Raw genomic sequence first — 14,088 nt, forward strand, 5'->3', positions numbered from 1 at the left:
AAGGACAATGCGTCAGCACGTTCATAAATAAAGCGCCCCCAAGCAGCTTCCTCCAAGAAATCGCTGTTATTTGATTTCGATACCGGCGGCCGGAACCTTTCGTTCCATTAAATAGGCATGAATGGTGGCGATAAAGATGGGAAAGGCACCGAAAATGATAAACACAAGGTCTCCAGGCAAGCGCAGCCATTCAAAAAGGCGGGACTGATGCGTGCCCGTATAAGCAAGCCCACGGGCATGCCAATAACCGTTTTCCACTACATCAATCAATTGCAGCACGCCAGCCGGAAACAGGCTAAAAACCACCATCATCAGAAGCCCGATATTGATCCCCCAAAAGCCAACCCGAATGTATTTCTCCAAACTCATCCAGAGTGCATCACTAGTTGTCTGCCTGATCACAAATACGAGAAGGCCGATGCCAAGATTGCCGAAAACGCCCATCAAAGCGGCATGGCCGTGGTTTGGCGTCAGCAATGTGCCGGCCTCGTAGTAACTGACGATCGGCAGATTGATCAGAAAGCCGAAAATCCCGGCCCCGACAAAATTCCAGACGCCGACGGCGATGAGAAAATAAAAAGTCCATTTATGGGGCACCGCGATCTTCTGTTGGCAGATAACACAGCGCGAATGGGTCAGCGTTATGAAATCCCAGGCGTCGAGCGTGAGCAACGTCAATGGCACGACTTCGAGCGCCGAGAACATGGCGCTCAACGCCATGTTGAGGTTAGTCTGGCCGGTCCAGTACATGTGATGGCCTGTGCCAATGATTCCGCCGGCAAAATACAAGATGGCGTCCAGGTAAATGATGCGAGTCGCCGTCAATCGCGAGACAACGCCAAAACGGAAAAAAATAGTCGCGACCAGCACCGTGATGAAAAACTCGAAAAAACCCTCAACCCAGAGGTGAATAATCCAGAAACGCCAGGAATCGACAATAGAGAAATGGGTCGAGCTGTCGAAGAACATGGCCGGCAGATAAAAGAACGGAATAGCCAGCGCGGAAAACAAAAACAAACCGGCGATCTCCCGATGTTCGGCATCATGCAGGGCCGGAATCAGAGCGCGCACCAGCAAGCCAAACCAGAAAAGCAGCGCGGCAGCGAGCAAAAATTGCCATGCGCGGCCAAGCTCAAGGTATTCCCAGCCCTGGTCGCCCAGCCAGAACCAGATCTGCGGCAGTTTCTGTTGCATTCCGGCCCATTCGCCCAGCAAACTTCCGATAGCGACTATGAGCAGCGCCCAGAACAAAGCATGAATGCCGGCCGTTTGCCCCCGCGGTTCCTCCCGCCCGAGCTCGGTGCTCAGAAAGAGCGCGCCGGCGACGAACGCGGTGGAAATCCAGAAAATCGCAAGCTGCAGATGCCAGGTCCTCAACAAGTTACTGGGAAACCACAAAGAAAGATCGAATCCATAAAAGCTGTTCGGGTCGGCGCGATAATGTGCGGTGCCGCCGCCGGCCAGTGTCTGCATTAAAAGCAGCAACGAGACGATGACAAAATATTTGAGCGTGGCGCGCTGGGCAGGGCTCCCGCCAGTGAGGAGCCGTTGCGGATGCACATGCCCCTCGGTCTTCCATCCGAGAAATTTGAATTTACCGAACGCTAACAGCACCAACGCTGTTCCGCCGAGCAAGAAAATTAGGCTCAAAACGCTCCAGAGCACCGCATCAGCCGTTGGCGTGTTTCCTGCCACAGGATCGAATGGGAAATTGTTCGTGTACGAATAAGGCTTTCCCGGCCGGTTGGCAACCGAAGCCCAAGCGCTCCAGGCTACAAAAGCGGTTAACTGCCGCAGCTCATCGGGATTACGGATGGCTCCTATGCCGAGCCCGCCGCTCTGTAGTGGTGAAGAGAAATAAGTGTTCCACGTGCTCGTCTGCTGGCGAAACCAATCGCCATAGGAAGGCCCCATAGTCAGTATGCCGCTGCTAGGATCATACCGATTCTGTTTCAGTTCGGCCCGAACTTCCGCCTCGACAGCCGCCCGCTGAGCCGGCGTTAATTGATCTGGCGATTGGCCATAGCGCTGGCGAGCAATCAGCGCCGCGCCGGCAAGCGCCTGGGTATGCAGATACTCTGCCGAATAATCGGGTCCGAGATAAGCGCCATGCCCCCAAACAGTGCCATTGTCCATCAGTCCGTACTTAAGAAATGCTTGCTGGCCGGCGCGAATGTCATCGTCAGTGAATAAAATCGATCCATCGGCCGCCATCACCTTCTTCGGAATCGGAGGCGCTTCATGATAGACCTTGAGCGTTACCAGCAGAAGAACCGCCAGACCGGAAATCAGAATGATAAGACTCGCGCGTCTCCACCAGGGCGAAAGCGTATCGATGACAGGCATCTCTGATGCTGGCATTGCTTCCCTGAAGGCGAGGTTATCGTCTGTTTCATTCATTCGGTTGCCTTGATGTCGATGCTGATCGGTATTCTACATATCGTCATTCATCTTTATTTATACCTCCGCCGCTCCGGTTTTTTCTGTTCGTTGGCATACTTATAAAATTATCATCGTCGCCTGAAAAAAGGCAGCTAGGCCTAACCGGCATTTCATGCTCTAAACTGGCGGTAGCGGCGAATCAAGGTATTGGTCGAGCTGTCATGATTGAGCTGCGGCTCGCTTGCGCTTTCCAGCTCGGGGATCATGCGCTGCGCCAGCACTTTGCCCAACTCGACGCCCCACTGGTCGAAAGAATTGATATGCCAGATTACTCCCTGCGTGAAGACACTGTGTTCATAAAGTGCGATCAAGGCCCCGAGCGTCTGCGGCGTCAGGCGCTCGACCAGCAGGGTATTGGTCGGACGGTTGCCCTCGAAGCTGCGGTGCGGCGCCAGCCAGTCGGGAGTGCCTTCGGTCTTGACTTCCTGCTCCGTCTTGCCGAAGGCCAGCGCCTCCGTCTGCGCGAACAGGTTCGCCATCAGCAAGTCATGCTGCCCATTTACCGGATTCAATGTCTGGCAGAAACCGATAAAATCACAGGGGATCAGCTGCATTCCCTGATGGAGAAGCTGATAAAACGAGTGCTGTCCGTTGGTGCCCGGCTCGCCCCAGTAGACAGGCGCCGTATGGTAATCGACAGGCAAGCCGTCCAGCGTGATGTGCTTGCCGTTGCTCTCCATCGTCAGTTGCTGAAGGTAAGACGGGAAATACTTGAGATACTGCTCATAAGGCAATACCGCCATTGTCTGCACACCGAAAAAATTGATGTACCAGACTGACAGCAGTCCCATGAGCGCCGGTAAATTGCGCTCAAACGGGGCGGTGCGGAAGTGCTCGTCCATGGCCCGGAAGCCGGCCAGCATCGAGCGGAAGTTCTCGGGCCCGATCGCGATCATGGTCGACAGGCCGATCGCCGAATCCATCGAATAACGGCCGCCGACCCAATCCCAGAAACCGAACTGGTTTGCCTCGCCGATACCGAATTTCGCCACCTCTTCAGGATTCGCCGAGACCGCTACAAAGTGCCTGGAGACGGCCTCCTCGCTGCCGAGCTTGCGCAGGCTCCAGGCCCGGGCGGCATGCGCATTGACCATCGTCTCAAGCGTCGTGAAAGTTTTCGAACAAATGATGAATAAGGTCTCTTCCGGATTGAGATAGCGTGTCGCCTCAACAAAGTCGGTGCCGTCCACGTTGGAAACGAAAAGGAAACGCATGTCGCGCTGACTGTAATAGTGCAGCGCTTCGTAGGCCATTACCGGCCCAAGGTCGGAACCGCCGAGACCGATATTGATGACATTTTTGATACGTTTGCCCGTATACCCCAGCCATTGCCCGTCACGAACCTGCTGCGAGAAAACACTCATCCGGTCCAGCACCTCATGCACTTCAGCCACAACATCGACGCCATCGGCAAAAATCTGTTCATCTTTAGGTGCCCGCAAGGCCGTGTGCAAAACAGCCCTCCGTTCCGTCACATTAATTTTGTCACCGCTGAACATCGCATCAATTCGATCACGCAGCCTGCACTCGTCGGCAAGTTGCACGAGCAATTGTATCGTCTCGTCAGTGATGCGGTTTTTTGAATAATCGAGATAAATCCCGGCAGCCTCAGCCGCCAGGCGCTTGCCGCGTCCTGAATCACCGGCGAAAAGTTGGCGCAAGTGGATATTGCGCATAGCTTGATAATGCGCCGCCAGCGCTTTCCAGGCCGGACGCTCGGTCAATGGTTGCGAGACTGCATTCATTTCGACCCTCCGGTTGCTTTTGCGTCAATGCTGGCCATCAGATCATTCCAGGACTTCACGAAAGCCTGGGCGCCCTCATGTTGCAGCTTTTCGGCCAAGTCAGCGTAATTCACCCCGGCCTTTACGAACTCGTCCAGCACTTTATCGGCCTCGCCAGTGCCGATCGGCAATTCGCCCCCCACTCGCCCATGGTCGGCAAAGGCAAGCAAGGTTTTCTCGGGCATGGTATTGATCGTATTCGGCGCTACCAGCGCTTCAATATACATAGTATCGGAAGCTTCAGGGTCCTTAGTGCCGGTGCTGGCCCATAACAGGCGTTGAGGCCTTCCGCCTCGCTCGACTATTTCCCGCGAGCGAGGCGAATCCAGCAATTCACGGTAGGCCGTATAGGTGCGCTTGGCAATGGCGATGCCAAGGCGGTTTCGAAGCTCGGCCGGCACCTTGTCCTTGACTGCCACATCCCAACGGCTCACGAAAATAGATGCCACAGAGTCGACCTTGGGTTCGAGGCCGGCTTCGATCCGCCGTTCAATACCTCGCATGTATGCCAGAGATGCCGCAATATATTGTTCGCGCGAGAACAGCAGCGTGACGTTTATTGGCACGCCCTTAAAAATGCACTCCTCGATCGCGGAAATGCCTGCCGAGGTTCCCGGTATCTTGATAAAAATATTAGGCCGCTGTGCTCGCTCATGCAGTCGCTCAGCCATTTTAATGCTATTGGCGGTATCGTCCGCCAGCAAAGGCGACAGCTCCAACGATACCCAGCCGTCCGCGCCATCGGTGACATCATGGATCGGGCGAAAAAGATCGGCGGCCTGAGTCAAATCCTCTAGTTCCAGTTCCAGAAACAACGCTTCACCTGACTTGCCTTCGGCCGCTTTACGACGGATAGCGTCATCGTAAAAATCAGCGCTTTTGATAGCCTGATCAAAGATTGTGGGATTTGAAGTAAGCCCCGTCAGCGAAAGCTCATTGATGTAGCGCTGTAATGTGCCGCTCATCAATAATCCCCGCGTAATATTATCAAGCCAGAGGCGCTGGCCGAGATTATGAAGTTGTTGTGTGGCCTTCATCATTCCTCCTGTTCAACATATTCAGTATTGGCAGACCTTAGCAAAGCTGGCCAATCCTCATGGATCAGGTCGCTAATATGTTCGATTGTCAGATCAGCCGAGGGATAAGCGGCAATATTATCGGGGTCGAGCGCATAATGCCCTTGACGAGGAAAAATCGTCGTCAACCGTTTTCCCCAGGTCCTTTTCATGGCTGCCAGAATGCGCAGCTTGTCATCCACCATCACATAATGCCGGGCCGGATAGCGCTGCTCGACCTCTGCCAGCATTTCTTCCTTATGGATGTAAATCAGCACGCGGCCTTCGACCGCATCCCAGAGTCCCGAACGCTGTACCTTGCGCGGCTGGAAGACCACATCGCCATCCGACAGGATGACGGTCGGCCACCAGCGGCGCAGATGTCTGATCACATCAAGCACATCCGGATAGAGGCGATCCGCAAACGGATAGTCCGCCAGATAACTCGACATCAGCAATAGCTGCGGTTCGTTCATGGCGCCAAGCCGATAGCGCTGCAGCGCGCCCAGATAATCGGCATAGCCCAGCTCGGCGCGCAATTCATTGAAGATCACCCAATAACGCTCGCTATTCTCGAAGCCAAACGAACGCTCCAGATGCCGCTTGAGGTCCACCGTCACGCGGTCGTTTTCAAGCAGCGTATTGTCCACATCCAGCAAAAAAACGACTTCTTCCGGCTTTGTCATAGCCTCGGCCCTTGCCGTGTGGGGTTGAGCCAGCCCCCGTCGGCAGCGATAAGCGCATCGGCCTCTTTGGGTCCCCAACTGCCGGGCTGATAAGGGATGGCCCGGTGATGCGCCTCAAGGACCGGATCGACTGCCGCCCATGCGGCCTCTATTGCTTCCTCCCTAGTGAAAAGCGCGCCATCGCCGGCCATGGCGTCAGTCAAAAGCCGCTCATAAGGGGCATCCTTGCCCGGCTGATCGTCGAGCAAGTAAAGTTCCTGCTGATCGCCAATAAATTCCTTCCCTGCCCGCTTGACGCGCGCAGCCAGGGCAATGGCGCTGTTAGGAGAAAGCCTGAAACGCACATAATTAGTCCGCCCGTCTGCTGGCCTCGAATCGGCGAACAGCCGCTGCGGCGGCGGCTTGAACTGGACCAGCACCTCGTCTGCCGTTTCAGCCAGACATTTGCCGGAACGCAAATACCAAGGCACGCCTTCCCAACGCCAGGAGTCGATAAAAAGACGGACAGCGCAGAAAGTTTCCACGTCGGAATTCTTATCCACATTCGGCTCATTGCGATAGCCTGTGTACTGGCCGCGCACCAGATTGTCAGCCTGCAGCGGACGCATGGCCTGAAAGACCTTGGCCTTTTCAGCATGCACGGCACCAAAGCCTCGATAGGCCGGCGGTTCCATGGCGAGCAATGAGACGACCTGAAACAGATGGTTCTGTATCACGTCGCGCAGGCAACCGGCGGTTTCATAAAATGCACCGCGCCCCTCCACGCCGAAGCGTTCGGCCAAAGTGATCTGAACGCTGGCCACGCAATTTCGGTTCCAGATCGGCTCCAGAAACGAATTGGCGAAACGGAAATAAAGGATGTTCATGATCGCTTCCTTGCCCAGGAAGTGATCGATGCGGAAGATCGCATCCTGAGGAAACATCGACTGCGCAATTCGGTTCAGCTCCCGCGCCGAGGCCAGATCATGGCCGAACGGCTTTTCGATAATGACGCGCGCATGCTCGGCCAATCCTGCAGTACCGAGACTCCTGATAACGGTTGCAAACAGCGAAGGCGGAATGGCCAGATAATGGGCAGGACGCTTGACATCGCCCAGGGCCTGCTTGAGCGCTTTGAACGTTCCTGCGTCATTATAGTCGCCTGCCACGTACCGAAGCAGGGAAAGCAGATGATCCAGAGCCTGCCGGTCGTCTATCGTGCCGAATTTCTGTATGCTGTCCATCGCCCGCTGGCGAAGCTGCTCCTGGCTCCATTGTGTTGACGCGACGCCGATCACCGGCACATTGAGACTGCCCTGCTTCGCCATCGCATAAAGCGCCGGGAAAATCATTTTATAGGCCAGATCCCCCGTCACGCCAAAAAGCACCAGCGCATCAGATATCTCGCGGCCACCGCTATTGCCCATCTCAATATCCTCCTGTCCTGTTTTGCTTCACTGCTTTCTGGCGATGATGTTTTTTATTTCAATTTCATAAAATGCACCGGATTGATTAATTTCCTCTGTTCGGTATCCAACATAGTGTTGCATTTTTTCCAGACGAAAAATTGCAACACTGTTTAATCTCTATTGTTCATAGGCGTGCTTCAATTTTTGAATATCAATCTTGCCCATTTGCAGCATGGCTTGCATGACTCTCTGCGATTTTTCTACGCTCCGGTCTTGCAGCATCTCGCCTAAAGTGGAGGGAACGATCTGCCATGAAACACCAAATTTATCTGTAAGCCAGCCGCAATGAAGTTTTTCTCCGCCCTCGGAGAGCTTCTCCCACAACTCATCGATTTCTTCTTGTGCCTCGCAGTTAACGAAAAGAGAAACGGCCGGCGTGAAGGTGAACTGTGGACCGCCGTTTAAGGCTATGAATTCTTGTCCATCAAGTTGAAATGTCACAGACATTACCGAGCCGGCAGGACCCGGCCCCACTTCTCCATAATGAGTAATATTTCCTTTTTTTGAATTTTTAAAAATGGAGGTATAAAAATTCATCGCCTCTTCGGCTTTGCCATCAAACCACAAACATGGGGTAATTTTTTGCATCGTGTTTCCTTCTTTTATCTAAAAAGCTCAGTTTCGTAGCCTCGATTCAATACTGTGAAACTGATGAATTAAACTCAATCCTTGATTTCGTTACATTTCTTCGAGACTACGTTTATCTGAAAAGCCAACCTACAACTTAAAGGCGGCGTTTAGCCGCAAACTTTCAGAGCCGCCTCTTGCAGTTCCTCCAGACTCACATCACGAACATGCGTAGCAATCGCCCAATGATGGCCAAACGGGTCTTCAAGATATCCATAGCGATCACCCCAGAACATATCCTCGACCGGCATTCTAATAGTAGCGCCGGCGTTGACAGCCTGTTCGAAGAGCGCATCAACGTCTTCGACCTGGAGATGAATAGTGACTGGCGAACCTTTAAGTGACTTGGGACCGAATGATCCCCATTCCGGGCATTCATCGGCCAAGAAGATCGCCGAATCACCAATTCGAATGCAGGCATGGATGAGCTTGCCTTGCGGACCCGGCAAACGCATCATTTCAACGGCATTGAACGCCTTCTTGTAAAATTCAATGGCATCGGCCGCGCCGGCGCAAACCAAATGCGGTGTTACCGTATGCATCCAGTCTGGAACAGGTTTTACTTGTGGCATGAGATGTCTCCTTATGGTTTTTGAATTAGGTTTTAAATTTGGAATGGCTTTGTGTGTGGATTCCGCCATAAATTCTGGCTCGACTGATTAACCGAGCGAGAATCAGCGAAATCGACAAGTTGTTCTTACAAAACGAAATTTCTAGATCTTATGCTCAGCATCCAGCTCGCGAAAACGCTCGGTTGCATCTCCAGAAGGAAAATCTTCCAGTTCATACAACTGGCGCACCTCGATCTCCGCATCCTTGCCATCGACAGCCGGATTGGGATAGCGTTTGGTCCATTCGATAGCCTCTTCCCTCGAATTCGCCTGAATCAACGTATATCCGGCGACGAGCTCCTTGGTTTCGGCAAAAGGGCCATTGATCAGGGTTCGCTTCTCGCCGGAATATTTTATGCGCCATCCTTTCGAACTCGGCTGAAGCCCCTCTGCACCAAGCAGTATGCCGGCTGTTGCCAGATCCTCATGGAATTTTGCCATGGAAGCCATAAGCGTATCATCTTCGGGCATGACGCCGGCTTCAGTATCTTTGCTGGCCTTGACTATAATCATGAATCTCATTGTTTGTATCTCCTATTCGTTAAAAGCTAGAACCGTGTTTGAGCAATCTTGTCTCCGGCTCTGCTTACTAGTCGAATGGGAAACTGAAAAATCGACACGGCAGGATTAAAAAATTAGCTTGCTTCGGCCTGAGCCATTTCCCGAATCGGTCGAATCGGGCGAACTTCAATACTGCCCACACGCACCGGAGGGATTTTTGCGGCCAGACTAATCGCCTCGTTCAAGTCCCTGGCATCGATAAGATAAAACCCGGCCAGCTGCTCCTTGGTCTCGGCAAACGGGCCATCGGTCACGGAAACCTTGCCGTTGCGAACCCGCACAGTCGTGGCGGTATGAACAGGCTGGAGAGCCTCCGAAGCAATGCAGTGCCCGCTCTTGCGGAGCGCCTCATCATAGGCCAGGCATTCGTCATCCTTCGGGCTTTCCGGCAAACTGTGCAATTTTTCTTCGTCACTGTAGACCAGGCATAGATACTTCATGGATCACTCCTTATTCATGGATAAAAGATCGATAACGCCTTATTGGATTAGCGGGAGGCATTTACACAGAAAATTACGGTTATAATTTAATTACCTGTATTATCAATAACATACACATTCATCACCTGCGCATCAATAGCCAATTATTATTGGTTATTGATGGCATAACTTATTGTTTTATTGAATTACCTTATCTTGATTTACACAAACCGTATGTTTCAGCGCAAATGCTCCCGCTAGTTCAGGTAATCAGTTTTTCACTGTTGGTTCAAGAAGCTGTTTGGAAACTTCCGTTTCAAGCCGGGCGTTTCAACATAATAATGCGGATCGTTGTGATGCAAATCCACGTTTCGCCGGTGCGAGTGAGTGATTCAGCCAGCCGAAGGTTCGCTCGACCACTCTCAGCTCACCTAAGCCATTAGGTGTCTCTGAACGAAACAAGCGTCTCCACGGACATGATCCGGCATTATGGCCGGGCGTTTGGCGATGCCTGCTACAATTTTGCCGACAAAATCCAGACAGGCAGCACCTGCCAGCTGATAGATCTGATCAGTGACTGCCTGATCTTTGCCCGAACCTAAAAGCCAGACTTGCCAGCCGTATTCTATTAGCTGGCACGTAACTTCAGCATAATGGCTGAGTTGCCAGCGTTTTGCCTCCTCATGCTCCGCGCCTGGACATAAGGCAGCAATGCGGTAGGGATACGGGTAAAAAAGGCGTCAATGCCGACTTCCAGGTATTGTGCAATACTATCGCCTGATTGTAATGGATGAGCGCGTCAATTCAGCCCAGATCTGATGCGGGTCAGCAATCCCGGCTTACCGCGTTTGACCGTCATTTCAATGCCCAATATCACCATGACACCTACCCAGGAAGGTGCGAAAACCAAAACGCGCATTTTTATATCAGGTAACAAAATTGAAATGATCGTCGACCCGCTCGATTTGGAACACTCGATTCGGCATCCGCGTATTATAGGTTTTCTCTCGACCTTTTTTATCGCGCTCGCGCAAATTAAAGGTATTGCAATCGGCGATCAGATGAGTTCCAAAAGGCGTTTCGATCGCATCTTGCACCCACTTAACAGGAAAAAAGCGGCTCGTGCCGGGAATGCCTCGTGTCAGGTTGAAGTTCTTGTCATACAAAAGCACTTCGCCCCTGCGCGAATTAGACAGCATATAGCCGCCTGAATGAGGCCGGATATGATGCGCTCCGCTCAAGTTGCTGATGACAACTTCATGCTCCAGGGTTTTTCTGTCGATGCGGATCACTTGGCCTTGATAGAACAGGATGGTCAGTATTTTGCCTTCGTCATACGGGTCAACAATGGCGGAGTTCAAATGGGTTGTTTGCAAGCGGCCTGGATAATTTTTGAAGCGATGGTCCATTTGCCTATCGATATGGCGCTTTCCGCCACCATAAGCTGTGTCATAGCCATGCTCGGTGGCCCACCAGGACCAGATCAATTGGCCTGTCAAATCAAATTCAAGCAGGGCATCAACCCCGCTTGCCGTGATCAACAAACCCCGCTCGGTCCTGCGCAGCGAGCGCACCTGGGTCATATAGGGACTGCGAATTTCCAGATCGATTTCGCCTTTGTCATTGAGCCTGGCGATATGCTCGTCCCCCGGCACACCGTCTTCACTGCAAGGCAAACCGGTTATGAAATATAAACCTTCGCCTGACACATACTGCATTCCAAACGGTTTCACTGGGGTCATTTCACCCAAATATTTTATGCCGCCTAATTCGCCGGTATGTTCGAATAACTCCAGTTTTCCGCCAGGCAAACCTCTGAAAACATCATTGGATCGATCTTTGCCTCTAATGATGCGGTTTAATCTAAACTTGACATAGTCCCAGTTGGTTTGGGGATAAGAAACGACAAATCTCATAACACTTCTTTTAGCTTAATTATTGATATTTTCATAACAGACACGATCGAATCTGAGTTTTACAAAGACTTCGCGATCACATCCAATTTGAGCTCTACTGTCAACGCTTGCTAATAAAGCGCAACGATCATATCAAGCCCATCTTGTACAGTTTTACTATTGCTCAAAACCTAGTAGCTTAAATCAGCCTCAAGCGATCAATTTATGGACAAAGGGGCAGTGATTTATAGAGAGACAGTAAAATTTTAGACCTTTATTGCTCGTCACATATGCTACTACAGCATGAGAACGAGGTGTTAGTCCAGAGTAACTGTTTTCCCATCTTTGAACAAAGCGTTCTGAAGGGTTCTGTTGCGTCAGCGGAGAGAGCGTCGTTTTCGGTAAGCTATTACGCTCACCCAACACCGCGTAATCAAGAAAGCCATTCTCCGGCAAAGTTTGCCAGACAAGGTCACGATCGATAAGGGTGGAGCCAATGCCGCGGCTCTCGAGGCGCTTCAGGAGACAACCGATCACGCCATCGAAGCCCGCCAGAGCCTGTATCTGAACAACCTGATTGAGCAGAATCACCGGGCCGTCGAACGGATCGTCAGGACAATGGCAAGGCGTTGAATTGATGCATAGGATCAAGAAAGGCCAGCTGGTTTTTGGCGATAGCCAAAATCTATCCGCTGCAGGACAGTTTTATTCATTGGTCGCCTAAAAACCAGTTTGGAATGACCAAGTTGCGATTGACGGAAATTAACGCAACAGAACCAAAAGACTTATATGATTCCATGGGCCTTCAGTAATTCCATGACTTGGTCCACTGAAGCCGACAAGGATAACTCACCGGTATTAATACGCAGTTCGGGATTAACAGGCGATTCATAAGATGAAGACAGGCCAGTAAAATTTTTGATTTTGCCCAACCTGGCACGCCGGTAAAATCCTTTAACATCGCGTTTTTCACAGACTTCCAATGAACAGTCACAATAAATTTCCAGAAAGTCGTCTTCGTTGACCAATGAGCGCATACGGGTACGATCAGCTTGAAATGGCGAAATAAACGCAGTCAGCACAATCACGCCAGCCTCTATAAATAACTTTGCCAGTTCTCCAACGCGGCGGATATTTTCCATGCGATCCTGATCGGAAAACCCTAGATCCGCGCACAGCCCATGACGAACATTGTCGCCATCCAGTACGAACGTCCGGCACCCCATCCGGGACAGGCGTTCTTCCGTTGCATGCGCCAAAGTCGATTTACCAGCGCCGGACAACCCGGTAAACCAAAGAATAACACTACGATGATTGTTCAATGCTTCGCGGTGCTGTCTAGTAATGGTTGACTGGTGCCAGACAATATCCTTTGATGGCAATTGTTTAGACATATTAATTCCATTTCAAAATTATGTTTGGGATTAGCGGGTGGCATTTGCACAGAAATTTACAATTATAATTTAATTAGCTGCATTATCAATAACATATATATCCATCACCTGCGCATCAATAGCCAATTGTCATTGGTTATTGATGGCATAACTTATTGTTTTATTGAATTACCTTATCTTGATTTACACAAACCGTATGTTTCAGCGCAAATGCTCCCGCTAGTCCTTATTGTCGATTAAGATGACCGGAAATCGACAATGAACCGATTAATTTTTCAATTCAGATCGCCATTGGGTGAAGTGCGTGCGGCGCGGCGGGAGTCATGCAGCAGCATCAGGGCCAGTAAGCCGCATGCTTCTGATTCCTCCGGCAAGAGTTCAGTCAATAGTCTGCCAAGACGGATTGCTTCTCCCGAAAGATCATACCGTGTCAGTTCAATGCCGGCAGAGGCCGAATACCCCTCGTTAAAAACCAGATAAATTATCCGCAACGCCGCATCCAATCGGTCGGGCAAATCCTCATGGGCCGGAACTTCGTAAGGAATGCGGGCATCGCGGATTTTCGCTTTGGCGCGCACAATGCGTTGCGCAACCGTTGTCGGCACAGCAAGAAATGCGCTGGCAATTTCTTCCGTGGTAAGACCGCATACTTCGCGCAGAGTTAAAGCAACCTGCGAATCAAACGCTAAAGCCGGGTGGCTGCAGGTAAAAATGAGTCTGAGATGATCATCCTCGACGCTCTCCTCATCCCATATCGTCGTATCGTCAATGGCGGCATCGACTCGCCTGGCGGCTTCATCCAGCGCATCGAACCGGACATTCCGACGCATATTGTCAATAGCCTTGAAACGGCCGGCTGACACCAGCCAGGCGCGGGGATTGGCCGGCGCGCCATCACGCGGCCACTGCTCCAGCGCGGCCCGGAATGCATCATGCAAAGCTTCTTCCACAAGATCAAAGTCTCTCAACAGGCGAATCAAAGTCGCCAGTACATACCGCGACTCGGTGCGGTAAACCGCTTCCAGCGTTTTGGTCGGGTTCGATTCTGTATTTTCGTTCAAGGCGCTACCTGCTTTTAACATCTTCGACAAGCAAATAGCCAATATGTTATCGGCTTGAGAATGGCTGTCACGCCGAAATTTGAGGTAGGTGCGAATTCTTTCGCA

The 14,088-nt window shown here is 51.5% G+C and carries 14 protein-coding genes; 1 reads left to right on the top strand and 13 read right to left on the bottom strand.

What is annotated here, in order from left to right; all coding sequences use genetic code 11:
- Positions 1 to 66: 66 nt before the first annotated feature.
- From ACTNE6_RS10720 to ACTNE6_RS10770, 11 genes are all read right to left on the bottom strand, one after another.
- Positions 67 to 2,400, bottom strand: coding sequence for a nitric-oxide reductase large subunit (locus ACTNE6_RS10720; RefSeq protein ID WP_442496678.1), 2,334 nt, complete (start codon positions 2,398 to 2,400; stop codon positions 67 to 69).
- Positions 2,401 to 2,552: 152 nt separating this feature from the next.
- Positions 2,553 to 4,187, bottom strand: a complete 1,635-nt coding sequence (pgi, locus tag ACTNE6_RS10725) for a glucose-6-phosphate isomerase (RefSeq protein WP_442496679.1) — start codon at positions 4,185 to 4,187, stop codon at positions 2,553 to 2,555.
- Entirely contained in the window at positions 4,184 to 5,266 is a 1,083-nt protein-coding gene (gene tal / locus ACTNE6_RS10730) for a transaldolase (protein WP_442496680.1), read from the bottom strand. Before tal ends, pgi begins: the two co-directional genes overlap by 4 nt.
- Positions 5,263 to 5,967: an HAD family hydrolase gene (locus ACTNE6_RS10735; protein ID WP_442496681.1), complete on the bottom strand. Its 705-nt coding sequence runs from the start codon at positions 5,965 to 5,967 to the stop codon at positions 5,263 to 5,265. The genes tal and ACTNE6_RS10735 overlap by 4 nt, the downstream gene beginning before the upstream one ends.
- Entirely contained in the window at positions 5,964 to 7,373 is a 1,410-nt protein-coding gene (gene zwf / locus ACTNE6_RS10740) for a glucose-6-phosphate dehydrogenase (RefSeq protein WP_442496682.1), read from the bottom strand. The genes ACTNE6_RS10735 and zwf overlap by 4 nt, the downstream gene beginning before the upstream one ends.
- Positions 7,374 to 7,532: 159 nt before the next feature.
- Positions 7,533 to 8,003, bottom strand: a complete 471-nt coding sequence (locus ACTNE6_RS10745; RefSeq protein ID WP_442496683.1) for a VOC family protein — start codon at positions 8,001 to 8,003, stop codon at positions 7,533 to 7,535.
- A gap of 149 nt (positions 8,004 to 8,152) precedes the next feature.
- Positions 8,153 to 8,614 carry a VOC family protein gene (locus tag ACTNE6_RS10750; protein WP_194968802.1) on the bottom strand — a complete coding sequence of 154 codons (462 nt, stop codon included), beginning with the start codon at positions 8,612 to 8,614 and terminating at the stop codon, positions 8,153 to 8,155.
- Positions 8,615 to 8,755: 141 nt separating this feature from the next.
- Positions 8,756 to 9,175, bottom strand: a complete 420-nt coding sequence (locus ACTNE6_RS10755; protein ID WP_442496684.1) for a YciI family protein — start codon at positions 9,173 to 9,175, stop codon at positions 8,756 to 8,758.
- A 113-nt stretch (positions 9,176 to 9,288) separates the two neighbouring features.
- On the bottom strand, positions 9,289 to 9,654 hold the full coding sequence (locus ACTNE6_RS10760) for a YciI family protein (protein ID WP_442496685.1): 366 nt from the start codon (positions 9,652 to 9,654) through the stop codon (positions 9,289 to 9,291).
- A 410-nt stretch (positions 9,655 to 10,064) separates the two neighbouring features.
- On the bottom strand, positions 10,065 to 10,346 hold the full coding sequence (locus ACTNE6_RS10765) for a glycosyltransferase family 9 protein (protein WP_442499692.1): 282 nt from the start codon (positions 10,344 to 10,346) through the stop codon (positions 10,065 to 10,067).
- A 213-nt stretch (positions 10,347 to 10,559) separates the two neighbouring features.
- Positions 10,560 to 11,549 carry an RHS repeat protein gene (locus ACTNE6_RS10770; RefSeq protein WP_442496686.1) on the bottom strand — a complete coding sequence of 330 codons (990 nt, stop codon included), beginning with the start codon at positions 11,547 to 11,549 and terminating at the stop codon, positions 10,560 to 10,562.
- Positions 11,550 to 11,987: 438 nt separating this feature from the next.
- Between ACTNE6_RS10770 and ACTNE6_RS10775 the strand changes: the two genes are divergently transcribed.
- On the top strand, positions 11,988 to 12,161 hold the full coding sequence (locus ACTNE6_RS10775) for a hypothetical protein (protein ID WP_442496687.1): 174 nt from the start codon (positions 11,988 to 11,990) through the stop codon (positions 12,159 to 12,161).
- Between the two features lie 152 nt (positions 12,162 to 12,313).
- Here ACTNE6_RS10775 and cysC read toward each other — a convergent pair whose 3' ends face one another.
- Both cysC and ACTNE6_RS10785 read right to left on the bottom strand, forming a co-directional pair.
- The gene (cysC, locus tag ACTNE6_RS10780) at positions 12,314 to 12,922 is read right to left on the bottom strand and encodes an adenylyl-sulfate kinase (RefSeq protein ID WP_442496688.1); all 609 of its coding nucleotides are present in this window, start codon (positions 12,920 to 12,922) and stop codon (positions 12,314 to 12,316) included.
- 275 nt (positions 12,923 to 13,197) lie between these two features.
- Positions 13,198 to 13,983, bottom strand: a complete 786-nt coding sequence (locus ACTNE6_RS10785; protein ID WP_442496689.1) for an RNA polymerase sigma factor — start codon at positions 13,981 to 13,983, stop codon at positions 13,198 to 13,200.
- Between the last annotated feature and the right edge of the window lie 105 nt (positions 13,984 to 14,088).

Source organism: Methylobacter sp. sgz302048, assembly GCF_052162025.1.
Taxonomy (GTDB): Bacteria; Pseudomonadota; Gammaproteobacteria; order Methylococcales; family Methylomonadaceae; genus Methylobacter.